Consider the following 25666-nt stretch of genomic DNA (forward strand, 5'->3'; position numbering starts at 1 on the left):
TGCTGTTTGCGCAATATACAGGCTTGGCCAGCATCATTGGCTTATTGGCGAATGCCGTGCTTTTTCGCTAAGTTTGCCTTATGGCTGATGAGCGCGAAAAACTACGTATAGACAAATATTTATGGGCTATCCGGATATTCAAGACGCGGAGTCTTGCAACCGAAGCGTGCAAGGCTGGCCGGGTGAAGCTCAATGGACAGAATGTAAAACCCTCCAATATCGTGAAGATTGGCGATAGCTATCATATCCAAAAAGGTATCGAGCGGAAAGTGATAAAAGTGACAGGGCTATTGGATAAACGGGTGGATGCTAAGACGGCCGTTAACTTTTATGAAGATCATACGCCCGTGGAGGATACCTATGGGTATAAATCCGTGCATCATGCACCTTTGCTCAAAAGGGACAGGGGGACCGGCCGGCCCACCAAAAAAGAACGACGTGAGATTGATGGGTTGAAAAGCGATTGGTGGGATGAAGGAGACGATTAGGGCTCGCTGAATTTCTGGCCTTCTATATTGACCAATGCCGCGGCAAGCGGGTAGGTAACGCTGGCTGTTGTGTCACTACCGATGAAGCGGGTCGGCAAAACCAATCCGCCCCCGATATCTTTAAATCCGCTAATGACGAAGTGATAGGGCACTTGGTTTGGGCGCCACCGCTGGGCCTGACCGGTCTGGGAGTCAATGTACAGCTGACCATCGACGGCCGCTTCAAAGCTCGTTTTACGGTTTTTGATGTTCACAACAGTAAACCGTTGTGTGCCGACCAGTTTTTCCTCAGCTACGGTGTAGGAGGCCTGGTCGCCTTCCAAGGCGGTAGGCAGGAATAGGAGGCGGGCATCGTTTTCAAATTCGGCGGCGATCTCTTTGACGATGTCTGCTTCGGTACGTGGGTTATCCAACTTTGCTCCGCTGAGGTATACGGTGCCTTCCGTTGTCTTAACATTGAAAAGCACGATGAGACTTTCGTCATCTGTTGTAATCCCTTCAAAGCGGCAGTTTCCGGTTTGTTTATCCCACAAATATTTGCGCTCGCCTTGGATAAATGCACGATTTTCGCCGCCGATACAACTGAACATAAAATACCGCGCATTTTGCCAGTTTTCTTTTCCGCCAATTGCTTCCCATAGCTTATCGGCGACCTCAGTATTGGTCGTGGCAACCTGCCCTTTTACGACCGCCGCGTAGCTCAATAAAGCAACGAATAGGCCTAGTTTGAATTGAATAATATGGTGCATCATCGCTATAATTCTATTCTTCAATCCAGCTAAAATGCTTTAGCTGCCTTGAAAACGTGAAAACATGAATGATCGCAATACGATATGAATGATTGTTAAAATAATAATAACAATTATCGAACCCGCTTTGTTTTTGGATAAGTGTTGTAAGCTGGGCAGGTCTGTCTTGAGCAGGACTGCATCACAAACGAAACACAGATAATGAACATGATACCGATGATGAGTGTCCTTTTCATGTCGACTTCTTTTGTCTGCGAATATACAACTTATTTGATGCGAGCGCTCAATGCTGCCATCTGAATGGCCGTCACCGCCGCCTCTTCCCCCTTGTTACCATGTCTCCCCCCGGCCCTGTCCAACGCCTGTTGAAGGTTATCAGTAGTTAAAACGCCGAAAATCACGGGTTTATTGTGTTTCAACGCGACGTGGGTAATGCCGTGAGCAACAGCGCTGCAGATGTAGTCAAAATGCTTGGTCTCGCCTTGTATGACACAGCCTAAACATATCACGGCGTCTATTCCGCTGTCCCGAAGCATGATGTCGGCGCCACTGGTCAGCTCATAACTGCCCGGTACCTGTACGATGGTTATGTTCTCTTCCTTTGCTCCATGCTTTTTTAAGGCGTCGTATGCGCCATCCAACAAAGGCCCGGTAATTGCTGAATTCCATTGCGACACTACAATGCCAAATCGGTAAGTCGTGGCTGAGGTGATCTCCATATGGGAGAAATCTGATAAACTCTTATGATGACTTGCCATATATAGTCAAAATAAAAGCTGCTTTTTTGGCAGCTTTGTACGTTAGCGCGTTTGCGTTAAATTTTTTGTGACCAACTTATAACTGTGCTTCAGCACGTGCGATATAACCTTCCACGGCCGTAGCCTCTTGGCTTTCGGGATAATCTGACTGGATTCGCTTATATGCATCAACCGCTTGTTTGAAGTCATTTTGTGCCTCGTACACCAGTCCGAGTTTTTTAAGCAGCAGCGGTGAAGTAAATAGGTTTGAATTTTTTTCAGCTGCTTTTTTGTAGTAAGACGCTGCTTTCTTGTAATCCTTGAGCTCACTATACGCATCTCCAAGCATGCCGATAACCAACGGATCCAATATCGTGCTCCCCGTATTGCTGTATTTTTCCAAGGCACTGATGGCTTCTTGATAGTTGCCTTGGCGTAGGTACAGCCCACCGAGGTACGCGTTTGCGATATTAGCCGACTTCGTATTCTCGTATTCGTCGGCAATCTCCTTAAAGCCGGGGTAGGAACCATCGCCGTCGATAGCTCGTTGCTGCAGTGAATCGATAGTGGCGTAGCCTTCTGCTTTGAAAAGTTGATCAGCTGCGGTTTCGGCACGTGGGGCCAAGTAAAAACGCTGATAGCCGATATAAAGCAATACTAACACGACAATCCCGCCGATAATGAATACCAAGCTCTTTTGGTTTTCAAGAATGAAGCTTCCGGTTTTCTTTGTGGGAGCTGTCTCCACCGTTTTATGTTTTTGATTACTTGACATTTCTGTTTTTAAATTCGGATTGCAAAAATACACTTTTACAATTTATATCCAAGGTTTTTTTGCAACACCTTCTTAAATGTCAATGCCTCGTCTCCGCTTTTCGTCCAACTCCTCATAAATGGAGTTGTTGCTTTTGAATTCGGGTACCAATTCTTTCATTTTCAAGACTATTTCCCGTTCGTTTTGGGTTTTAGTGATTCGGATGAGGTCGTCTATATTCTTTTCCACCCATTCAAAGTCATAGGTTCTTACCTTGGCGATCATGATTTTATGGTGGTGTGTAGGCAGGGTATTTTCCAAATCATTGAGTAGTTCTTCGTACAATTTCTCTCCTGGCCTCAGGCCGGAATATTCGATGTTGATGTCCTTGTTGGGGATAAGCCCCGATAATTTAATCATCTTGTTCGCAAGTTCGACAATCTTCACCGAATTGCCCATGTCGAAGACATAGATTTCGCCACCGTCTCCCATCGATCCGGCCTCCAACACCAATTGGCAGGCTTCGGGTATAGTCATAAAATACCGGGTAATTTCAGGGTGGGTGACCGTTACGGGGCCTCCTTTCTCAATTTGAGCTTTAAAACGTGGTATTACCGATCCGTTGGAACCCAAAACGTTGCCAAACCGCGTGGTAATGAAACGCGTATATGACGTGCCATCACTACTAAACAGCGCTTGCCCAGCTAAATGGTTGTAGTAGGTTTGTACATAAATTTCGGCAATTCGTTTCGACGCTCCCATAACGTTCGTCGGGTTGACGGCTTTATCCGTCGAAATCATAACGAACTTTTCAACCCCATAGGCCACAGCCAGTCGCGCGAGAAGCCGTGTGCCCATGATGTTGGTGCGTACGGCCTCCACAGGATGGTTTTCCATCATGGGCACATGTTTATAGGCCGCCGCGTGATATACATAGTGGGGTTTGAACGTCCGAAACAGGGATTCCATGCGGTCGGTATCCCGAATATCGCCGATAAATGCATGGTATACTTGATTTTTTTGTAAGTCTTCCAGCTCCAGTTGCAGCTCATGCAACGGTGTCTCGGCTTGGTCATTCAGAATAATCATCTGCGGCGAATATTTTCCCAATTGCCGGGCGATTTCGCTGCCGATCGATCCGGCCGCGCCGGTCACCAGTATCCGTTTGCCACGGATTTGCTTGCTGATGGACTGATTGTCTATTTTAATGGGCTCGCGTTCCAGTAAATCCTCGATTCGCATTTTTTGGATTTGATTGGGCGCTACTTCACCATTTATCAGACGGTGCACCGGCGGCATCGTCAACACCTTGATGTTGTGCGCTAAGCACCGGTCGACAATGGCCGTTTTTTTGGCCACCGGAATGTTGTGGGACGAGATGATCAGCTCATCTACTTTGCCCTGTATAATAAGCTGTTCAAAATAATCGGTATGATAAATCCGTACCCCGTCGATAATTTTTCCTACCTTTTGTATATTATCGTCAATGAATCCAATAACCACACTGTTGGCACTGTGATCATGGTCCAGCGTGCGTTTAGCGGCGATGCCGACGTCGCCTGCGCCATAGATAACCGTATGCTTACGGTTGACTTTCATGTTTTTGATAGACAAGAAAAACAGCTTGACCGTGGAACGATACATGATCAATAACAGGAAATTCATCAAACCATAAGCAATCAGCAGACTGTTGGACAATAGCGGCGCATGGTTTAAAGCAACAAGGGTGGTATTGAGCAGGAACAGTGTGGCTATGCACAGGGCAACGGAGGACAAAATTCGGACGGAGTCTAACGCACTGGTATAACGTACGATGCCAGCATACATCCTTAGCTTATAAAATACAAGCGTGCTGACGCCCAATACGACCAGGAGTTTGCGGCTAAAATCGGTGGAATTGATGGTTTCGTAGCTGAAACTGTTGAGCAGCAGGTAAGCAAAAAACAATGCAAATGCACTACAACACAAATCGAGCGTGAAAATGATCCAACGGGGAACGATGTTAAATCTATCAAACATCCAAAGCGATTAAAGGCGGCAAATTGATGCTATAGTACCCTAAGTGCGCATCAAATATACTCATTTTATTATACCAAACAAGTTTTAAGGCATTTTAATTCTGTTTTATAAAAGGGGGGTGCAGGCCGGATGTATTCCCTTACTTTATATTTTGACCGATTTTATTAAAACTTTGATTATTTTCGCATGTTGAACCCAAAAATTTGTGGATAAAGTGAGCGATCATGAGTGAGCTATCGAAACTGGCCCGTCAGGCACTATTGCAGCCGCAGGAGGCGATGCTCGAAACAGGTAAAAAGAAGAATAACCTGTATATAGGAATTCCCAAGGAAATCAGTTTCCAGGAAAACCGTGTGCCGCTGACTCCACTTTCTGTGGCACTACTGATTGAAAATGGCCATGAGGTGGTCTTGGAAAGCGGCGCAGGTGACGCGGCCAATTTTCTGGACCACCATTATAGCGAACAGGGCGCACATATCGTGCATAATAAGGAAGAAGTCTATAAAGCCGACATCATCATCAAAATTGCCCCGCCTACCTTGGAGGAGATCGGCTTGATGCGGAGTGGCCAGGTCTTGCTCTCATCCCAGCAGCCTTCATTGATGACCCTTGAGCATCTTCAGGCGCTGATGAAAAAGAAGGTGACTGCGCTATCTTATGAATATTTGCGCGACGAAGGCAATACCCTCACCGTAGTGCGTGCCATGAGCGAAATTGTTGGCGCCACATCGGTACTCATTGCTGCCGAATACCTGAGTAATGTGTTTGACGGCAAAGGGTTAATGCTGGGAGGTGTTACAGGCGTTCCCCCTACGGAAATGGTTATTCTCGGTGCGGGTACTGTAGGCGAATTTGCGGCGCGAACGGCAATAGCGCTGGGTGCACAAGTGAAGGTGTTTGATAGTTCGGTGTATCGTTTGCGGCGTTTGCAGAATAATGTCGGCAGCCGGGTGTTTACGTCGGTTATCCAACCCATTGTGCTGCGGAAAGCCGTCATCGGATGTGATGTTGTCATTGGCGCCATCCGCGCTACAAACGGACGTAGCCCCTGTATTATCAGTGAAGAGACCGTTTCAAAGATGAAACCGAATTCGGTGTTGATAGATGTCAGCATTGACCAAGGGGGATGCTTCGAAACGTCGGAAATCACCAATCACGAACAGCCGACATTCCGCAAATACGATGTTATTCATTATTGTGTGCCTAATATTGCTTCGCGGGTGGCGCGCACGGCTACGTATGCGCTGACCAATATTTTTACTCCGATTCTGCTGGATATCGGCGAAATGGGGGGCATCATGAACTTGATTTGGGCAAAACCGGGTATTCGCAATGCTATCTACCTTTACCAAGGTTACCTGACCAATAAAGATATTGCCAATAAATTCAATCTTACCCCAAAGGATTTGGATTTACTGGTGCTTTCTAACCATTGATAATAAAACCATTAATTTATGAAATGTTTCACGATGATGTTATGTTGCGGGATGTTAGCGGCCGGAACGCTGGCCAATGGCCAGGCGGTATTGAATCTTTATGACGGCGACGTGCCGAATAGTAAGCCTTTTCAATTGGAAGAAACCTCGAATACTGATGATAATGGGATAACCCGTGTTTCCGGCGTGACGGTCCCCACGCTTACTGCTTATTTCCCAGACAAAGGGGAGGCCAATACGGGCAAAGCGGTCATCATCTGTCCCGGCGGTGGATACAGCATATTAGCCATTAGCCACGAAGGTCATGATGTGGCAAAATTGCTTGCTGCAAATGGTGTTGCAGCTTTTGTGTTGAAGTACCGTCTGCCAAAGGATGAAATCATGGTGGATAAGCGTATCGGTCCCCTGCAGGATGCCCAGCGGGCGATGCAAGTGGTGCGTGAGCGGGCTGACGAGTGGGGTATCCTGGCCGATAAGATTGGCATAGCTGGTTTTTCAGCTGGCGGGCATTTGGCTTCCACCTTATCAACCCACTATGCAGAGGCGTTGATCGACAATCCCAAAGGCACTTCGCTCCGGCCGGACTTTTCATTGTTGCTTTACCCCGTTATCAGCATGCAACCCGGGATGACCCATGCCGGTTCACGCAATAACTTATTGGGTAGCCAACCTGAACCGGAAGATATCAGTTTATTTTCCAACGAAATGCGGGTTACTGCTGACACACCACCGGCTTTCTTGGTGCACGCCGAGGATGACAACGTGGTGTACATAGCCAATAGCCAAGCATACGTCGAAGCGTTGGAACAGCATGGAGTCAATGCAAAACTAATTACCTATCCGGCAGGCGGACACGGATTTGGCTTGAACAATAAGACCACGGCCGACAAGTGGCTTGACCACTTTTTGGTGTGGCTTGGTAATTTTTGATCCTCATTTAACGTAAAAACTTAAAACGAGACGTTCACCGTTCCGCTGCCTGTGCTGGCTGTAAGCGCCACACCACCGCCATTTACTTGGCCCTTTAATTCATCTTTTTTCTGGCTGCCTGAAAAATTACGGAGGTTTGTCGCATTCACGCGGCTACCGCGCAGGTCTACGTCATAACCACCGCCTGCGGGGAGTTTGACGTTGATGCTTCCGGCACCTGTTTTGAGGCTGATGGGACCGGACGTTTTCGCCAATGATGCCGAAATGCTCCCGCCTCCGGTGTTGACCGCCAGTTCACATGCCAAGTCCTTGAGCTCAACGCTGCCGCCCCCGGTATTAGTGGCCAGTGTTCCGGTGAGCTGCGAGCCTTTAATGGAGCCGCCGCCAGTACGGATGTCGATGGTGCCAGAAAGCTTTTCAAGCGCAATAGATCCGCCCCCGGTGACAAGATTGAGGGTGCCTTTACAATTCGTGGCGGTAATACTTCCGCCGCCCGTCTCGCCATTGATGATACCGTTGATGCTGCCGAACTGGAGGCTCCCACCTCCCGTTTTGAAGGATTGTGTTCCAGCCAAACGTTCAAGCTTGATTGAACCGCCACCTGTGAGAAGCTTGGTATTTACCTTTTCAGGCACGACAATATGGAAAGAAACCGATAGCGACTGGTTGCCTCGGAGGCCATTTTTACGTTTGGCACTGACCTTCAGTGTGCCATTTTGTACGGCAAGGGAAAAGTCATATTCCTTTTTAAATAGCGCCGTCACTTCGTCCGTCGTGCGGGCGTCGGCCTTGTTATTGGCATGGAGAAACACTTCCACGGATGCTTCACTCGTCGCATCTCCGCTGATGGTGATTTGGCCGCCTCCGGTCTGTACATCTACCTGCGTGATGCTGCTTGCCGGAAATTTTTCCGTGGTATACAACACTTGGTTCTGCTGTGCCCAGCCCTTGCCGACCAACAAGAGAAAAAGGCCTAAAGTAAGTGAATGTTTATCCATTTTTTTGCTTTTTAACGAATCAGCTGGGAGCTGGTTAGTCGCGGGGAGCGATACCAGCTATCCAGTGATTCACAAACACACATAATTATTAATATTTTTAAATCTCAATTTCATTGCCGTTGCGTAGCTGATTTGTCTAAAGCCCCAGTCATGCTAAAGACGCGATGGACTCAAAAACGTTGCACGCATGTGCCAAAAAAATATTAAAGAACGTGCCTAAATTTCAATAGTCAGTAAATCAGGATGATATGTTTTTGGTGGTTTTCAGCGCTGTTCGAAAACGGACAATCGGTGTGTCAAAAGCGTGCAGTTTTGCTTTAAAAATATTAACTTTGATATTCGGCATGCAACAATTTGTAAGGACCCGTATCGCACCCACGCCTAGTGGCTATTTGCATTTGGGTAATGCGCTTTCATTTGCCATCACGGTGATGCTGGCAAACCGGTATGGTGCAAAAGTCTTCCTGCGCATTGACGATTTGGATAGCGAACGGGTAAAACCGGAATATGTGGTGGATATCTTCGATACATTGGATTTTCTCGAGCTCCCTTGGGATGAAGGCCCCCGGAATTACGATGATTACCGCACCGCTTATTCGCAACACCATCGGATGGGGGTATATCAAGGCGCCTTGAGTGCGCTACGCAACCGCGGAATAGTGTTTGCTTGTGAATGTTCGCGCACGACATTGATGTATCATCATCCGCAGGGTTTATATACCGGCACTTGTAAAGATAAAAGGTTGCCGTTAGATGCATTGGGATACAATTGGCGTATTGATACGGCAATTGCTCACCTTCCCCCGATGATGCAGTACTTCGTTGTACGTAAAAAGGATGGGTGCCCCGCCTACCAACTGGCTTCCCTGGTCGATGATGTGCATTATGGTGTAGATTTGGTAGTGAGGGGTGCGGATTTATGGGCGTCGACCTTAGCCCAGCGATATTTAGCAGCCGTGCTTGGCTATCGCTCCTTTCTTGCGGCCACATGCTATCATCATGCCTTGTTAAAGACCGGTAATAACGAAAAATTATCAAAGTCTGCCGGCGCCACTTCCATTCAATATCTCCGCAAACAAGGAAAACGAAAAGCGGAGATTTATGCCATGATAGGAAAAATGCTTGGATTGGCGTACCCGGTGTCGGACTGGAAGGATCTACCTTTGGCTGCAGCGGGAGATGTGGATGTTTTTTAGGTCGCCTGCAGCACTGCGGACGAAGAACCGTGTCAGGCGTCTATACTTGGCACGGACTAATATTTGTATTTCTCCTTCCAGTTTTCTCGCAATTTTTCCCGTATTTTTTCTTCCGCGGGATTTTTCCCCGGGTCATACAACTTGATGCCGCTCAAGCCCTCCGGCATGAATTCCTGCTCCGCAAAATTGCCTTCATAAGCGTGGGCATAGCGGTAGTCCTTTCCGTAATTCAACTGTTTCATCAACTTGGTCGGCGCGTTGCGGATATGCAGGGGGACGGACAAATCGCCGGTTTGTTTGACCAATGCCTGAGCCTTATTGATAGCTTCGTACGAAGCGTTGCTTTTAGCAGACGACGCAAGATACGTAACCGTCTGCGAAAGGATGATGCGTGCTTCCGGCCAACCAATGACATTGACGGCTTGGAAACAGTTATTAGCCAATAGCAGTGCGTTGGGATTTGCGTTGCCGATGTCCTCAGAAGCCAATATAAGTAGCCGGCGCGCGATAAAAAGCGGATCTTCCCCGCCTTCAATCATCCGTGCAAGCCAATAAACAGCAGCATTCGGGTCACTGCCCCGGATGGATTTGATGAATGCCGAAATGATGTCATAGTGTTGTTCACCTGCCTTGTCATAAATGGCCATGTGCTGCTGCACCTGCTTGAGCACAAAGTCATTGGTGATTTCCAGGGGTTTTCCGCCTGCGGCATTGACAACCAATTCAAGCACGTTCAGCAATTTACGGGCATCGCCACCCGAGAGCCGGATCAACGCTTCGTGCTCCTTTACCACCACCCGCTGTTGGCTGAGGTATTCATCTTCTTTAAGTGCCTTTTTAATGATGCTGACAAGTTCCTTTTCTGTCAAATGCTCCAATACATACACCTGGCAGCGGGAGAGCAATGCAGAGATAACCTCAAAAGAGGGATTTTCGGTAGTCGCCCCGATTAACGTGACCAGCCCGCGTTCCACGGCGCCTAACAGCGAGTCCTGCTGAGACTTGGAAAAGCGGTGAATTTCATCGATAAACAAGATGGGCTGTTCCTGCTCGAAATTGCGGAGCTGTTCGGCTTTATCAATGACTTCGCGCACATCCTTCACACCCGAGTTTATTGCGCTTAAGCTGAAAAAAGGCCGGTTCAACTGCTTGGAGATAATATAGGCAAGTGTCGTCTTGCCCACGCCGGGAGGCCCCCAAAGAATCATGGACGGTATGTTGTTTTGACGGATGGCGTTGCGCAGTACTGCCCCTTCACCAACGATATGGTGTTGCCCGACATACTCGTCAACTGTCATGGGACGCATCCGTTCAGCTAAGGGAATCTGTGTTGCCATATTTTTTAGCAAACTTAGCGAAATTGAACGTGATATGCAAATGGCCTTTTCTTGCAATTCAAGCCAAACTGCCGTATATTTGAGCGCAGCGCCCGACTAGCCGTTTTGAGCCTCTCTTTTTAGTTAATCTGCGTACCTTGCCCGCATCTACAAGGTATCCGCTTTATACTTCCTTCGGTATGAGTCCATAATGAGTCCATGATGACTGCATAATGAGTCCATATTTTGCAGGGAAAATATGGACTCATTATGGAGCCACTACGGATAACGTATGCGTTCATGGCGAATAGGGTATGAAGCAGGTACGGATTATCTTTTTAGCAAGTACAATGTCAGATAGAAAAACAGAGAGCAGTGGATTGGCTGGCGTTGCTAAATTAAGAAAGACACACCGCATTTCCAAGACAATTTTCGTACCTTAGTGGCGGATTGGACAATGATATGAACGTAAAACAGGAGCTGCTACGGTATGCAGCATGCTTTTGCTTCTTCTTGTGGAGCATCCCTTCCGGCGTTATTGCCCAACAAAAGGTTGACTTCTCCGGCCATATTGTCAAATACGACAGCACATTTGCAGGTATCGGACCACGGGTGTATTTTCTTCCGCCTCCAAAGAGTGCGGAAGAACTATTGGACGACCGGTATGCCGAAAAGGAAGTTGATTCTGCAGTGGTCGTTGAGTATGTAAATCGAATGAAATATTATCATCGGCTGGAGGTAACAGGCAAGATCGCAACGAAGAAATATATGCCCATCGTGGAAGCGCAAGCAGCCAGTGTGGAAGGCAAACTGCTGATGGAAGCTGACCAGGCATCAATATATGATAATGAAGCCTTAAAGGCAGATATCGAAAACCGTTTGGCCATGGAATATGTAGCCGTGGGCGCCATGGATCTGGCTATCGAATTTTTTAAGAAGGCAATGCAAGCTAAGCAAGCGCAGGGCCTTATGGAAGATTGGGAAGTTATCGTACACAATCTGGCGGTGACCCACGAATCATTAGGGGAGCTGGATAAGGCTCACGCGCTTCATCGGCAATTGTACGACCGCGCCGTAAAGGCACAGAGTAACAATCGGCAAGCCCGTGCAATGATGGAGTTGGCGTTGATAAAAGCTAAACAAGGTCACTCATTAGAAGCTGAGCAAGACATCATCCGGAAGGTGGTACCGCTGTTCCGTCGAGCGAGGAACGAAGCGGGGCGAGCGGCCGCGTATTGTACACTGGCAGATATCTATACCTTGCAACATAGGTACCCCGAGGCTCAATGGTTTTTAGTGCAGGCGAAGTCCATTGTTGATCGGGATGGGATCGCGGAGCAATTACCGGAGATTATTTTTAACCTGGCGGAAACAAAAAAGCACTCGGGTAACCCCCGAGTAGCCATTGAAGAGTATAAGGTGGCCGACGATTTAGCGAGAAAAGATCACTTGATAGGGATGCAGCTGGCTATTCAGGATGCGTTGGGTAATTTATATCATCAAGCAGGCGATTACAATGGGGCGGCTCTGGCCCTCAATCGATACGATATGCTCAAAAACATGCTGTTTAGGGGGCAGGAAAAGCCGGTAGATAACTGAATGTTTGAGCGTTTTGTAACAAATAAGAACCAAACAAATCCTATTACGATTACGTAATAAAGATTAGTAGTTTTTTTGAGTAAATTTAACGGCTCAAGATAGGCCAAGGTTGTGCGCCAATCGCCGCCTTGATAAAGAAGAATATATTAGTAGTATGGAGAATATGTTGAAGAAAGTTTTTTTTGCATTATTTGTTGTAGCCATTGCGGCGTGTGGTTCCAAGCCGCGCGTCAATCTGGAAGCGGAGGCTGGGGCTTTAAAACCTACACCTCAGCACGCGGTGATCGCCAAAGATGTGGTGGGGCTTTTTGAGTCGATAAGCTACAAGAAGGTGCCTTTTAATGATTCGATCTCATCGGTTATCTTCGATAATTTAGTCAAGGCTATGGATCAGGGTAAGAACTACCTTATGCAAGCTGATATTGATGAATTTGAGCAATACCGGAGTACATTGGGGCAAGATTTTCGATCGGGCGATTTGAGTGCGGCATATCATATTTTTAATGTATATATGAAGCGTTACCTCGATCGGCTCGACTATGCGTTGACACAAGTGGATGCGCCGCATGATTTTTCGGTGGATGAGCGATACACATATAATCGCGAAAATGAAGGCTGGTTTGCCTCAGAGGCAGAGGCCAATGATCAGTGGCGGAAGCGGGTGAAGTATGATTTACTTAACCTTCGGCTCAGTGGCAACGGTAGTGATTCTGCCGCCGTGAAACAAAAGGAAACGCTGATCAACCGCTATAAGAATTTGATATCGATGGCAAAAAAGACCGATAACAATGAGGCTTTTCAGGTCATAATGAGCGCGCTGACGAACGCCGTCGATCCTCATACCAGCTATTTTAATCCGTATTTCGCCCAACGATTTAACGAGGAGATGGCCAATACATTTGAAGGTATCGGGGCGAGGCTTACGACGGAAAATGAAGTAGTAAAAGTTGCAGACATCATCGTTGGCGGACCGGTATATAAAGAAAAGGCGCTTCAGATTGACGACCGGATTGTGGGGGTGGCTCAAGGAGAGGACGGTGAGTTTGAGGATATCATCGGCTGGAAACTGGACCATGCGGTTGCCAAAATTAAGGGGCCAAAGGGTACAGTGGTCCGGTTGAAAGTGATTCCGGCAGGGCAGGAACTTACTGCCGAACCTAAGATCGTATCGCTCACGCGCGATCGAGTCGTGATTGAAGACGAGTCTGCCAAACGTGAGATAAAGGAAGTGGTAGGAGACGATGGAAAGACTTATCGGGTGGGAATTATCAGTTTGCCGAAATTCTATATCGATTTCGAGGCCTATCGCCGGAATGATCCCGATTATAAAAGTACGACACGCGATGTGCGGCTGTTGCTCGACACCTTGAAACAGGAAAAGGTAGATGCCGTGGTGATGGATTTGCGGTTCAATGGTGGCGGATCGTTGCAAGAATCCATTGAGCTGACAGGCCTGTTCATCGATAAGGGGCCTGTCGTTCAGGTGCGTGACACGCGCAATCGGGTCGAAGTGAGCAGCGATAGGGAAGAGGGCGTGGCGTGGGATGGCCCTCTGGGGGTCATCATCAATCGGTTCAGCGCGTCGGCTTCCGAGATTTTTGCGGCGGCTATACAGGACTACGGCAGGGGAATTGTTTTAGGTTCGCAATCGTACGGTAAGGGGACCGTTCAGTCCGCTATTGACATGAGCCGAGTAATCAGCCCTACCGACCGCATATTGTTGAAGGCGAAGGCGGATGACAGGGAGGGCCTTCCCGTGGGGGCGCCCCAGTTTGGTCAGATTAACATTACCTTGGCAAAATTTTATCGGATTACAGGCAGTAGCACGCAACACAAAGGCGTCGAGCCGGATATCACTTTTCCTTCATTATATTCTGCGGAGAAATATGGAGAGAGTTCAGAGCCAGCTGCCTTACCCTGGGATCAAATTTCTGCGGCTGATTTCGTCCCGATTGCTGACCTGCGGCCGGCAATCACTCAATTAGTCAACAGACACCAGTCGCGCATGGAAGCATCGCCTGCTTATAAATTCCTGTTAGAAGATATCGAATTGATGCAAAAGCAAGAGACAGAAACCAGCGTCACGCTTCAGGAAGATCGGCTGAAAAAGGAACGGGAAGAGGGGCGTTTGAAAAATAAGAGTCGTGCGGATGCACTTCAACAGATGAAAATCAATCTTCCTTTAGGCGGTGGTGCCGCTACGAACGTGGACGAAGGACTTGATTTTATACAAGAAGAAAGCTTAGCCGTAATGGCCGATTACGTGGCATTGGTAAGGCCGTAACAGATAGCACCCTGTGATAATGGAAAAGCCACCTTACGCCACACGAGGTGGCTTTTCCTTTGCCTGAAACGCGCGACAGGCTATGGCAAGTATGTCATTCGCCAATCATCTATTTATAAATCTTTCCCGGTCTGGCAATAATTTGCTATTATTAGCCCCAAAAAAAACATATTATGGCAACAATCACATTTAAAGGGGCTGCAATTCACACTGCAGGAACACTCCCCGCTGTAGGAAGTCAGGCTCCGGACTTTAAACTGACAGCTGGCAATCTTTCCGATAAAACATTGGCAGATTATAACGGCAAAAAGGTAATACTTAACATTTTCCCGAGCATTGATACGGGTACATGTGCAACTTCCGTGAGAAAGTTTAACGAGAAGGCTGCTGGTCTCGATAATACAGTCGTGCTTTGCATTTCTAAAGATTTGCCCTTTGCGCAGGGGCGGTTTTGCGCCGCTGAGGGCATCAATAACGTGGAGACGCTTTCTGAATACAAAGATGGTAATTTCTCGGATGCCTATCAATTGCGGATTGTGGATGGCCCATTGGCAGGATTATTGAGTCGCGTCGTAATCGTGATTGACGAGCAAGGCACTGTAAAATATGCTGAACAAGTGCCAGAGATCGCCAATGAACCGGATTACGCCAGCGCGTTGGCTGCCGTTTAAGGCTGCATGGTATAAAGCCGCTGAAGCAGGGCGATTGCCGCCTATAGTCCGCTCAACCACATTGCAGGACATCAGCGATAGGCTTGGTCAAAAAGTCGGATGACCGTGTGCGCAAACAAGGAAAAACGCTTGCAAGAATGCGTTAAATTTCGGTAGTTTGTTTTGTAATTTCTTATCAGTCATTATTTTAGTTTTGTTTGGGTAAAACCGATTGATTGTAGCTGTTTCTCATTTTCACGTAAAAATTTCGATTTCGGAATGAAGTTGGCCGAATTTAAATCCAACGATTCTTGTAGATAGTTATATTTACGGTTTGTTAATGAATTGTCAAATAATTTTTAACCGACTTTTGTACCAATTCAGACGAATAATAAGCCTTGTTACAGGCCGTTTTAGCTAGTTCTTTTGCACGGACAAAATGCGTGTGGGACTTAGTCAATAATATTTGTCAGTGTTGGGCGCAAGATGTTATATCAACGAATGAATGTATGAATAGAAGACTACACGAGCGGGTAGCAGCTTTCAAAGATGCACAACTCATTAAGGACAGTGGCCTATACGCTTATTTCCGAGCCATTCAATCCGGCCAAGATACCGAGGTTGTGATTGATGGCCAGAAGGTTCTAATGTTTGGGTCGAACTCTTACCTCGGTCTCACTAACCATCCGAAAATTATTGAAGCCGCAAAAAAAGCAACTGCCAAATACGGAACAGGCTGTGCCGGCTCGCGATTCTTGAATGGTACCCTTGATATTCACGAAGAGCTTGAAAACCACTTGGCCGATTATACCGGTAAGGAGGCCGCATTGTTATTCAGTACCGGATTTCAGGCCAACCTGGGTGCCTTATCTTGCCTGACCGGGCGCAACGATTATATCTTGTTGGACGAGCGCAATCATGCTTCAATCATTGACGGCAGTCGGCTCTCATTTTCCAAAGTCATTAAGTACGCCCACAATGATATGTATGATCTGGAGCGCAAATTGGCTCAGCTGCCGGGTGAAGCGGTCAAGCTGATCGCTACGGACGGCATTTTTAGTATGGAGGGAGATATCGTCAAACTCCCGGAGCTGCAAAAGATTGCGGAGGCCTATGATGCCGCGATAATGGTAGACGATGCACATAGCCTCGGCGTTATCGGCCATCAGGGTGCAGGCACAGCCGATCATTTCGGGTTAACCGCGCATGTCGATGTGATCATGGGCACGTTTAGCAAATCATTGGCTTCCTTGGGTGGGTTTATCGCCAGCGATGCGGATACCATTGAATACTTGAAACACCGGGCACGTTCGCTCATGTTTAGTGCGAGCATGACTCCCGGTGCTGCGGCGAGTACGTTGGCTGCGTTGCAAATTATCCGGTCAGAACCGGAGCATATCGAACGGCTATGGCAAAATACCGATTATGCAAAGAAGTTGCTGGTAGAGCATGGATTTGACCTTGGAAAGACGGAAAGCCCGATTCTGCCGATTTATATCCGAGACAATGAGAAAACGTTTCGGGTAACCAAGCTTCTGCAAGAAAATGGGGTTTTTGTCAACCCGGTGGTTTCGCCAGCTGTACCGCCGCATGAATCGTTAATCCGGTTTTCACTCATGGCGACCCACACGTTCCAGCAAATTGACGAAGCTATTGATAAATTAGTAAAAGCATATTGTTCTTTGAATATTGAGTTAGTAAAGGCGGTGTCATAATGCAGTTGGTGGCAATAAAGCATAAATCACAACTGAAGCAATTTATAGACTATCCGCATAAATTGTACTGTGGTGACCCCAATTATGTACCCGAACTGTACGTAGCGCAGGAAGAGTTGCTATGGCCGGGGAAAAATCCCTTTTATAATCATTCGAGCAGCCAACTATTTTTAGTGGTAGATGGTAAGCAAATCAAAGGGAGGATCGCAGCGATATACAACACCAACCACAATGCGTTCACGGGCAACAAAGACGGGTTCTTCGGTTTTTTTGATTGCGAAGACAACCAAAAGGTGGCAAACATCCTGCTAACGGCTGCAAAAGGTTGGTTGAAGGAAAAGGGCGCAGATCGGCTGATAGGCCCGGTCAATCTTTCAACAAATGACACTTGCGGATTGCTCGTGGAAGGCTTTGACAGTCCGCCCATGGTCATGATGCCATACAACAAGCCGTACTATGAGGCCTTGCTGGTAAACGGTGGTCTGGTCAAGATGACGGATCTGCTGGCCTATATGGTTGAGCGAGATACGGCAAATACGCGGATAGCACGGTTTCTCGATCGCATGGAGGACAGGCTGCGTAGTAAGGGCATTGTTATTCGGCAGATCAACCTGAAGGATTTCAAACGTGAGGCAGCAAAAATCCGTGAGGTATATAATAAAGCCTGGGACAAAAACCTGGGGTTTGTGCCCATGACGACGGAGGAATTTGATCACGCAGCTAAAAGCATGAAGTTGATTTTAGATCCCCGGTTTTGTGTCGTAGCTGAAAAAGATGACCAGGTCATCGGGTTTGCGCTGGGTTTACCCAATATCAATGAAATCCAGATTGGGATAAAAAACGGGCGGCTGTTGCCTACGGGGATTTTTAAATTGTTGTTCCAGAAAAAGAAAATGACATCGATCCGGGTATTGATGCTGGGTGTACTGGAGGGCTATCGTAAACTGGGCATCGAAGCCTGCTTGTATGGAAAGCTTATCCGCAACGGTGGTGAGACCCCGTATAATCGGGCGGAGTGTTCATGGATGCTTGAACATAACTACCTGATGAATCACGCGATTGAACAAATAAACGGGCGGTTGTATAAACGTTACCGGATTTTCGAAAAGGCACTATGAGCGAACGAATTCTCATAACGGGTGGCAGTGGTTTCTTGGGATACCACCTTATCCATGCTGCAAAGGCCGAAGGGCTTGATGTAGACGCGGGGGTGCGTGCACATAGCCGTACAGACCACCTGCGCGATATGGGAATAGGCCTGATAGATTTGCCTTATGACACGAAGAGCAGCTTATCTGCCCGGTTAGCGGCCGGCCGCTATCGTTATATTGTGCATGCTGCGGCGGTGACCCGTGCCCAATCTCCGGCGGTTTATCAGCAAGTAAATGTGCAGTATGCGCAAAACTTAGCACAGGCGGCCATGGATTCGGGTATCCCATTGGCTTCGTTTGTGTATGTGAGCAGTTTGGCGGCTATTGGTCCGTTGCCTTACCAGCCGGGCTTGCTTATCGACGAAAACACAATACCGCAGCCTGTCACCGCATATGGGCGAAGCAAGCGGGACGCCGAACAACGGTTGAAAGCGATTGATGGTTTACCGCTACGTATTATCCGACCAACGGCGGTTTATGGCCCCCGGGAGCGGGACTTACTTATGCTCTTCAGGGCCGTAGCGAAGGGAGTAGACGCCTACATCGGCAAAGCGCCACAACTGTTAAGCTTCGTCTATGCCACTGACTTGGCAAAGGTCATCATCAAGGCAGCCCTTTTCGGGACCGGAGACAAAGCGGTCCGGGAGTATAACATTTCCGACGGGCGGATTTACGGACGCTATGACTTGGCCGATATGCTTGCATGTATTTTCTGCAAGAAGCCGCTGCGGATACACTTGCCGACCGGTATGGTGCGCATGATAGCCGAGGGGATGGCGCTTGCCTATCGCAGGTCGGCAACCACGCCGGTGATTTATCCGGAGCGCATACTGGAACTGACAGCACCCAACTGGGGGTGCGATATCAGTCGGGCCAGTCGGGAGCTGGATTATAGGCCGGCATATGACCTTGAAAAAGGATTACACGAAACGATTGCTTGGTATAAAGCGCAGCAATGGTTATAGCTATACAGATTTCAAACGTAACAAAAATGGAAAATCAAGTAAAAAAAGCAGAAGGTAAGCTCGGTATATTAATCCCAGGGCTTGGTGCCGTGGCATCTACCCTGATCGCAGGCGTGGCTGCTATTAATAAGGGGCTTTCAAAGCCAATAGGGTCGGTTTCACAGATGTCGACCATCCGGCTTGGTAAGCGTACGGAAAACCGTAATCCATTAATCAAGGACTTTGTGCCTTTAGCCAAGCTTTCCGACTTGGTCTTCGGCGGTTGGGACATCTACGAGGACAACGTCTATGAGGCGGCCTCCAAGGCCAAGGTCTTGGAGCAGTCGCAACTGGATCAGGTGCGGGAGACGCTGGAAGCCATCCAACCCATGAAGGCCGTATTTGACCGCGACTACGTCAAAAACTTAGATGGCGCCCACGTAAAACAGGGGACACGCCGCGAATTGGCCGATGCCGTAATCGAAGATATCAAATCCTTCAAGGAAGCCAATGGCTGCGACCGGGTTGTGGTCTTGTGGTGCGGTTCCACCGAAAAATACATCGAAGACTTCGAAGGTGTTGATGTATATGCCAGTCTGGTCAATTTCGAGAAAGGCCTTGACGAAGACGACAAACGAATATCCCCCAGCATGATCTATGCTTACGCAGCCATCAAGTCTGGTGTTCCCTTCGTTAATGGAGCGCCGCACTTGGCGTGCGATATCCCAGCATTGGTTGAACTGGCCATCATGGCGCAGGTAGCCATTGCGGGTAAGGACTTCAAGACAGGTCAGACATTGATGAAGACCATTGTCGCTCCTGGGCTGCAAGCACGTGCCCTCGGAGTGTCCGGATGGTTCTCGACGAATATTTTAGGCAACCGTGACGGTCTGGTGCTAGACAATCCGGAAAATTTCCGGAGCAAGGAGGTGACCAAAACTGGGGTGCTTGAAGATATCTTGGACGCCAAAAAGAGTCCCGATTTGTACAAAGATCTTTATCATAAAATCCGCATCAACTATTATCCGCCACATGGAGACAACAAGGAAAGCTGGGATAACATCGATATTTTTGGCTGGCTGGGTTATAAAATGCAGATAAAAATCAATTTCCTTTGCCGCGATTCGATATTGGCAGCTCCAGTGGCACTTGATCTGGCACTGTTCATTGATTTGGCGCAGCGCGCCGGCCTGTTCGGAATCCAGGAATGGCTCTCGTTTTACCTTAAATCACCGCAGACGGCTCCCGGGTTGCCGCCTGAAAACGACATTTTCAAACAACAGATTAAGTTCCAAAATACGTTGCGGCACATTATGGGTGAAGATTTGATTACCCATTTGGGGCTCGACTATTATCAGGAATTGGTAGAAAGTATGATTTAGTTCTTTTGGTATGGCGCGTCGCACGATGCGCCATACCTTGAAAGACTGTTTGGCAGGTACCATCTGTTCTATTGGATGGTTAATCCTTGCCGATGGATGCCTTGTTCCGCCGATTTTTGGGGCGGGGCTGCTCTTGGCGTCACTGTATGAAATAGCATGACAACATTTATTAGAAGAAGATTTTGTAGTAAGCTGGCGGTTACGTTGCTGATGGGCGCGATATTGCTCATTACCGCCGCTTACGGCCAGGTTACTACAATATCAGGCGTGATTACCGATAAAGTGACCAAGGAAACGCTTCCTTATGTGTCCGTTTCGGTAGTGGGAGGGCTGGTAGGCACGGGGACGTCCGCAAATGAAGACGGACGGTACGAAATCAAGCTCCCCCAAGGATATACGAAACTGCGTTTCAGTTATATCGGATATTTGCCGGTCGATGTCGACGTTACGTCGCGCGAAGACCAAACAATCAACGTGGCGCTGGATGTCGACCCAACGATGATGGAGGAGGTTGTGGTCGTCGGAAAGCGTGGACGGTATCGAAACCGCGATAACCCGGCCGTGCAGCTGATCCGCAAGGTGATCGAAAATAAAGCCGAGAACCGCATGGAAGCACAGGATTATGTGCAGTATGAACAATATGAAAAAATATCGCTCGCATTGAGTAATCTTTCGGATAAATTCCGCAATAGACGGATTTTCCGGAATTACCAGTTCCTTTTTGAAGAGCAGGACACAACGGCAATTGGCGGGAAAAACATGCTTCCGGCTTATATGCATGAGAAAATTTCACAGGTATATTTTCGTAGAAGCCCATATAAAAAGAAGCAATACGTGACCGCCGAAAAGCGTGCGGAGTTTGATGAAAAATTTATCGATAACGAGGGCCTCAACGATTACTTCAACAGGCTGTACGAAGACATCGATATTTATGACAATAATATTTCGCTGGCAACCAATCTTTTTTTGAGCCCGACAGCCGGTACATCCCCTACGTTCTATAAATTTTTCATCACGGATACCATCAAGACGGAAGAGCCGTGGCTAGTGGAGCTGAGCTTCGTACCCCGCAACCGCACAGATATGTTGTTTTCGGGGAGGCTGTACATTACCCACGACGGCAAATATGCCGTGAAACGTGCAGAGCTGACAGTGAGTGACGAAATAAACCTCAACTTCGTGCGTGGTATGGAGGCGACGCTGATATACGAGCCGGACGGACAGGGGCGGTATTATCTGGACCGGAGCGAGCTCGGCATGGAATTTTCCCTGACCAACCGGGGCGGCGGCGTATATGGGAAACGTACCGTTGATTACGCCGATTACCGAGTGGGCTTGGTTCAGCCGGATAGCATGTATACCGGACCGACCGAAGAAATTGCTTATGAAGAAGGAAAGCGATTTGAAGAGGACTTCTGGATTGCCGCCCGGCATATGCCTTTGGAAAACAGGGAACTGAACATCTATAAGAATGTTGATACCCTGCAGACCATCCCTTCTTTCAGAAGGTTTATGGATATTACTACACTCTTGTTGGCGGGTTATAAGTCGTTTGGCCCGGTAGAGGTGGGGCCTGTGAATACGTTCTATAGTTTCAACCCGGTAGAAGGATTCCGGCTGAGGGTAGGCGGCCGTACAACGACCGATTTAAGCAAGCGGTTTTACGCCGAGACTTACGCCGCTTACGGTTTCAGGGACGAAAAATGGAAGTATTTCCTCAGTGGTACGTATTCCTTTAACAACAAGTCGATTTACCACTTTCCGCAGCATTACCTGCGGGCGAGTTATCAGAAGGACACGAAAATCCCCGGTCAGGAGCTCCAGTTTGTCCAAGAGGACAACTTTCTCTTGTCCTTCAAACGAGGAGATAATCACCGGTGGCTGTACAACGACATTTATCGCCTGGAATACCAGCATGAGCTGAATAATCACTTTTCCTATGGTGTTGAGTTTACCAAGTGGCGGCAGTTGCCGGCCGGTATTCTGTCTTATCAGCATGTGGATGGAACAGGCAACCTGGTGAATCATCCCGAGTTGAACACCACAGAGGTGACGGTAAGGCTGCGGTATGCGCCGTACGAGCAGTTTTATCAAAGCAAACTGTATCGGATACCTATTGAAAACAAGTACCCTATCTTTTCGCTGAATTATACCGCGGGCATCAAAGGATTCCTTGACGGCGAATATGATTATCACAAGGTGACCGGAGGGATCTTTAAACGTGTTTATCTATCGCAGTTGGGTTACGCAGATGTCAATGTGGAAGGCACCTATATCGTCGGTGATGGCTTGCCATTCCCTGTGCTTACGATACATCGTGCAAACCAAACGTATGCTTACCAGCTCAATTCATACAACTTAATGAATTTTCTTGAATTTGTGAGCGACCATCATGCCGCATTGAATGTGCAGTATTACATGAATGGCTTTCTTTTCAATAAGATTCCGTTGCTAAAGCGGTTAAAATTACGTGAAGTGTTCAGCTTCAAAGGGATTTGGGGAGGTCTGCGAGACGAAAACAATCCGGCGTACAATGCCAATATATTCCGTTTCCAGCAAAACCAAGACGGTATTCCGATTTCATACACCTTGCATCGCGAGCCGTATATCGAAGCCAGCGCCGGCGTAGCCAATATTTTTAAGCTGTTTAGGGTTGATTTAGTGAAACGCTTTACCTACCTCAACAACCCGGATGTACCGGAATGGGGCGTGCGTGCACGGTTTAAACTTGATTTTTAACAAGTATGCAAAGGATGGACTATGCGATTATAGCAGCGGGAGAGGGGTCCCGATTGAAGTCGGAAGGATGGCAGCTACCGAAACCAATGGTTCCCATCGGTGGGGTGCCCTTGATTGATCGGCTTATCGGTCAATTTACATCGGCGGGAGCGGCATCTGTTCACGTCATTATCAATGAAGAGTCCCCGGCGTTATCCGATCATCTTCAGCGGGCGGACTTCACCGTTCCTGTACGTGTGATGGAAAAAAGCACGCCCAGTTCGTTGCATAGCTTTTATGAATTGCTGCATCACTATCCCTACATCCGGGAGTGTTGCTTGGCGACGACAGATACGGTGTTTCAGGGCAATGAGTTTGAACGCTATATCAATGCATTCCAGCAGGACAGTTCGTTGGATGCCTTAATGGCCGTAACGGCGTATATTGATGACGAAAGCCCGCTGTATGTCATGACGGATGAGTCGCAACGCATTATTTCGTTTTCCGATACACCATCGCCGGGGCAGCTTTATGCTTCCGGAGGGATATACTGCTTCAGGGAGCGGGCACTTGACGTCGTCCAATCGGTTGTCGCCACAGGTGTGTCGCGGATGCGCAATTTCCAAAGGGCACTTATTGACGAGGGCCTGGCGGTGTCTGCGTTCCCGTTTAAGAAAATCATCGATGTGGATCACGTGGCCGATATCGGCAAAGCGGAAGCATTTATTTTAACGGATTGATTTTTATTTATTCATTATTGTTATTCATGTCAAAACCCCATATTATCGGTATTAAACGCGATAACCTTTTTTCGCCCAATCATATTGGCAACGATCGTTTTATTTTTGAGTTGGTGGTTAACCAATTGCTGGACCACGATTTTGATGTATCGGTATGTAGCGAGCGGGCGTATTGCGAAGAAAAGAAGCGGGAGACGGTTGGTATCTTCTCCATGGGACGGAATAAAGATCTGGTTGCCTGTCTGAAAGCGGATGAGTTGCGTGGTCTAAAGGTTTATAATTCGGCTTTCGGGGTCGAGCGTTGTTACCGGACCAATATGGTCAATGGTCTGATACAAGGCGGAATCCCTTACCCACGGAGCTTTTTCTTGTCTACCAAGGAACCTATTGGCCACATCTATGATGAGATGGGAAGCCAGGGTGTATGGATCAAACGGGGGGATTTCCATGCGATTCACAAAGAAGATGTGTCGTTTGTGGCTTCGCGGGAAGAAGCCGAACACATTGTCGGCGAATATGCCTTGCGGGGTATTGCCAGTGTAGTGGTTTCCGAGCACTTGCCGGGAGATTTGGTTAAATTCTATGGGGTGCGGGGCACGGACTTTTTTTATTGGTTTTACCCTTATGATCACAACCATCATAAATATGAGTTGTATGCAGAAATCAATGGCAAGTCTTCATACTATCCATTTGATGAGGCATTGTTGAAGCAAACTGCAACAAAGTCTGCTGAAAACCTGGGTGTGCATATTTACGGTGGCGATGCCATTATCGGCAGGGACGGAACGTTTCATGTGATCGACCTTAATGACTGGCCAAGTTTTGCCCCCTGTCGCGAAGAAGCGGCGCAAGCCATCACAAGCCTGCTGGTGGCGGCGTATACCGCAGACGAAATCAAAGTAAGACAATAATGGAAGATACATTGGTAGACAATAAAAACGGAGAAGTGGCAAAGCCGGATAGGTTCGAAGCCTCACTGAAATCTAATGATACCGAAGAGCGGATCGATATCTGGTTTTACCGGCCCATTGGGTTGCGTATTGCAACGGTTTGTGCGAAACTTGGGATTACTCCCAATGCGGTGACCATTACAAGCATTTTTTTTGGCGTGGCTGCGGGCATATTATTTTATTATCCCGTATTGTGGGTCAATGTCATCGGGATGCTTTTGCTCGTGTTCGCTAACTCCCTTGACAGTGCCGATGGGCAATTGGCCCGGCTAACGAATAACAAAAGCCGGTTTGGGCGTATCTTGGACGGTTTTGCCGGTGATTTCTGGTTTGCAGCCATCCACATCGCATTGTGCTTGCGCCTGATGGATGCGGGTTGGTCGACTTGGATTTGGGTGCCGGGCGTGCTGGCTGGTATATCGCATGTATTCCAATCGGCCATGGCCGACTATTACCGGAATGTGCACCTCTATTTCATCAAGGGCAAAGCGGGTAGTGAACTGGACAATAGTGCGGACTTGCAGCGGGAATATGATAGGCTGAGCTGGTCCCGGCATTTCTTTGACAAGTTTGTGTTGAACGGTTACTTAGGCTATACCCGAATGCAGGAGCGATTGTCGCCGAATTTGCAACGGCTGCTGAACGAAGTGAAGGCTCGTTTCAAGGATGATTTGCCGACCGGTCTAGTAACGGCTTTCCGAGCAATGAATAAACCTTTGATGAAATACACCAATATTGTACAGTTCAATACGCGTGTGATTTTTCTCTTCCTATGGCTGTTTATCGATCAGGTTTGGTTGTATTTTGTGTTTGACATCTTTGTGCTCAATCCCATCCTTGTCTATATGTGCCGCCGCCAGGAAAAAGTAAGTAAGCATTTTTATCATCAGCTGATTCAATAGGATAATAA

Annotated in this window: 21 protein-coding genes; 15 read left to right on the forward strand and 6 right to left on the reverse strand. The window is 47.8% G+C overall.

Features of this window, described 5'->3' with window-relative positions; translation table 11 throughout:
- Positions 1-80 precede the first annotated feature (80 nt).
- Complete coding sequence (locus tag JHJ32_RS08555; RefSeq protein ID WP_079715151.1) at positions 81-488, forward strand: RNA-binding S4 domain-containing protein; 408 nt, start codon at positions 81-83, stop codon at positions 486-488.
- Here JHJ32_RS08555 and JHJ32_RS08560 read toward each other — a convergent pair.
- The 4 genes from JHJ32_RS08560 to JHJ32_RS08575 all read right to left on the reverse strand — a co-directional run bounded on the left by JHJ32_RS08560 (position 485) and on the right by JHJ32_RS08575 (position 4747).
- Entirely contained in the window at positions 485-1261 is a 777-nt protein-coding gene (locus tag JHJ32_RS08560; RefSeq protein ID WP_200120720.1) for a hypothetical protein, read from the reverse strand. The genes JHJ32_RS08555 and JHJ32_RS08560 overlap by 4 nt on opposite strands.
- 242 nt (positions 1262-1503) lie before the next feature.
- On the reverse strand, positions 1504-1995 hold the full coding sequence (gene ribH / locus JHJ32_RS08565) for a 6,7-dimethyl-8-ribityllumazine synthase (protein WP_079715154.1): 492 nt from the start codon (positions 1993-1995) through the stop codon (positions 1504-1506).
- 76 nt (positions 1996-2071) lie between these two features.
- Positions 2072-2749, reverse strand: a complete 678-nt coding sequence (locus JHJ32_RS08570; protein WP_079715156.1) for a tol-pal system YbgF family protein — start codon at positions 2747-2749, stop codon at positions 2072-2074.
- A gap of 72 nt (positions 2750-2821) precedes the next feature.
- On the reverse strand, positions 2822-4747 hold the full coding sequence (locus JHJ32_RS08575; protein ID WP_079715157.1) for a nucleoside-diphosphate sugar epimerase/dehydratase: 1926 nt from the start codon (positions 4745-4747) through the stop codon (positions 2822-2824).
- A gap of 224 nt (positions 4748-4971) precedes the next feature.
- Here JHJ32_RS08575 and JHJ32_RS08580 point away from each other — a divergent pair, with 224 nt between their 5' ends.
- Positions 4972-6183: an alanine dehydrogenase gene (locus JHJ32_RS08580; RefSeq protein ID WP_079715159.1), complete on the forward strand. Its 1212-nt coding sequence runs from the start codon at positions 4972-4974 to the stop codon at positions 6181-6183.
- 33 nt (positions 6184-6216) lie between these two features.
- On the forward strand, positions 6217-7113 hold the full coding sequence (locus JHJ32_RS08585) for an alpha/beta hydrolase (RefSeq protein ID WP_233632563.1): 897 nt from the start codon (positions 6217-6219) through the stop codon (positions 7111-7113).
- 20 nt (positions 7114-7133) lie between these two features.
- On the opposite strand, the gene JHJ32_RS08590 is transcribed toward JHJ32_RS08585, so the two are convergent.
- Complete coding sequence (locus tag JHJ32_RS08590) at positions 7134-8111, reverse strand: DUF4097 family beta strand repeat-containing protein (protein ID WP_139378484.1); 978 nt, start codon at positions 8109-8111, stop codon at positions 7134-7136.
- A gap of 344 nt (positions 8112-8455) precedes the next feature.
- Here JHJ32_RS08590 and JHJ32_RS08595 point away from each other — a divergent pair, with 344 nt between their 5' ends.
- Positions 8456-9307 (forward strand): glutamate--tRNA ligase family protein, encoded by an 852-nt coding sequence (locus JHJ32_RS08595; protein ID WP_079715170.1) that lies wholly within the window; start codon positions 8456-8458, stop codon positions 9305-9307.
- Between the two features lie 56 nt (positions 9308-9363).
- Here JHJ32_RS08595 and JHJ32_RS08600 read toward each other — a convergent pair whose 3' ends face one another.
- On the reverse strand, positions 9364-10644 hold the full coding sequence (locus tag JHJ32_RS08600; RefSeq protein ID WP_200120722.1) for a replication-associated recombination protein A: 1281 nt from the start codon (positions 10642-10644) through the stop codon (positions 9364-9366).
- Positions 10645-11085: 441 nt separating this feature from the next.
- Here JHJ32_RS08600 and JHJ32_RS08605 point away from each other — a divergent pair, with 441 nt between their 5' ends.
- From JHJ32_RS08605 to JHJ32_RS08655, 11 genes are all read left to right on the forward strand, one after another.
- Complete coding sequence (locus tag JHJ32_RS08605; RefSeq protein WP_079715172.1) at positions 11086-12222, forward strand: lipopolysaccharide assembly protein LapB; 1137 nt, start codon at positions 11086-11088, stop codon at positions 12220-12222.
- 154 nt (positions 12223-12376) lie between these two features.
- The gene (locus tag JHJ32_RS08610) at positions 12377-14506 is read left to right on the forward strand and encodes a carboxy terminal-processing peptidase (RefSeq protein WP_233632564.1); all 2130 of its coding nucleotides are present in this window, start codon (positions 12377-12379) and stop codon (positions 14504-14506) included.
- A gap of 173 nt (positions 14507-14679) precedes the next feature.
- Positions 14680-15177: a thiol peroxidase gene (gene tpx / locus JHJ32_RS08615; protein ID WP_079715173.1), complete on the forward strand. Its 498-nt coding sequence runs from the start codon at positions 14680-14682 to the stop codon at positions 15175-15177.
- A 488-nt stretch (positions 15178-15665) separates the two neighbouring features.
- A complete protein-coding gene (locus JHJ32_RS08620) occupies positions 15666-16871 on the forward strand; it encodes a pyridoxal phosphate-dependent aminotransferase family protein (protein WP_079715174.1) in 1206 nt (401 codons plus the stop codon).
- Positions 16871-17989: a hypothetical protein gene (locus JHJ32_RS08625; protein ID WP_200120723.1), complete on the forward strand. Its 1119-nt coding sequence runs from the start codon at positions 16871-16873 to the stop codon at positions 17987-17989. The genes JHJ32_RS08620 and JHJ32_RS08625 overlap by 1 nt, the downstream gene beginning before the upstream one ends.
- Complete coding sequence (locus JHJ32_RS08630; RefSeq protein WP_079715176.1) at positions 17986-18987, forward strand: NAD(P)-dependent oxidoreductase; 1002 nt, start codon at positions 17986-17988, stop codon at positions 18985-18987. The genes JHJ32_RS08625 and JHJ32_RS08630 overlap by 4 nt, the downstream gene beginning before the upstream one ends.
- Positions 18988-19013: 26 nt before the next feature.
- Positions 19014-20348, forward strand: a complete 1335-nt coding sequence (locus JHJ32_RS08635; protein WP_079715397.1) for an inositol-3-phosphate synthase — start codon at positions 19014-19016, stop codon at positions 20346-20348.
- 156 nt (positions 20349-20504) lie between these two features.
- A complete protein-coding gene (locus JHJ32_RS08640; protein ID WP_200120724.1) occupies positions 20505-23087 on the forward strand; it encodes a DUF5686 family protein in 2583 nt (860 codons plus the stop codon).
- Positions 23088-23101: 14 nt separating this feature from the next.
- Positions 23102-23806: an NDP-sugar synthase gene (locus JHJ32_RS08645; RefSeq protein ID WP_200120725.1), complete on the forward strand. Its 705-nt coding sequence runs from the start codon at positions 23102-23104 to the stop codon at positions 23804-23806.
- A 26-nt stretch (positions 23807-23832) separates the two neighbouring features.
- Positions 23833-24717: a hypothetical protein gene (locus JHJ32_RS08650; protein ID WP_079715179.1), complete on the forward strand. Its 885-nt coding sequence runs from the start codon at positions 23833-23835 to the stop codon at positions 24715-24717.
- Positions 24717-25658 carry a CDP-alcohol phosphatidyltransferase family protein gene (locus JHJ32_RS08655; RefSeq protein WP_200120726.1) on the forward strand — a complete coding sequence of 314 codons (942 nt, stop codon included), beginning with the start codon at positions 24717-24719 and terminating at the stop codon, positions 25656-25658. The genes JHJ32_RS08650 and JHJ32_RS08655 overlap by 1 nt, the downstream gene beginning before the upstream one ends.
- Positions 25659-25666: the final 8 nt, after the last annotated feature.

It is taken from the genome of Parapedobacter sp. ISTM3, from assembly GCF_016533505.1.
Lineage (GTDB): Bacteria > Bacteroidota > Bacteroidia > Sphingobacteriales > Sphingobacteriaceae > Parapedobacter > Parapedobacter luteus.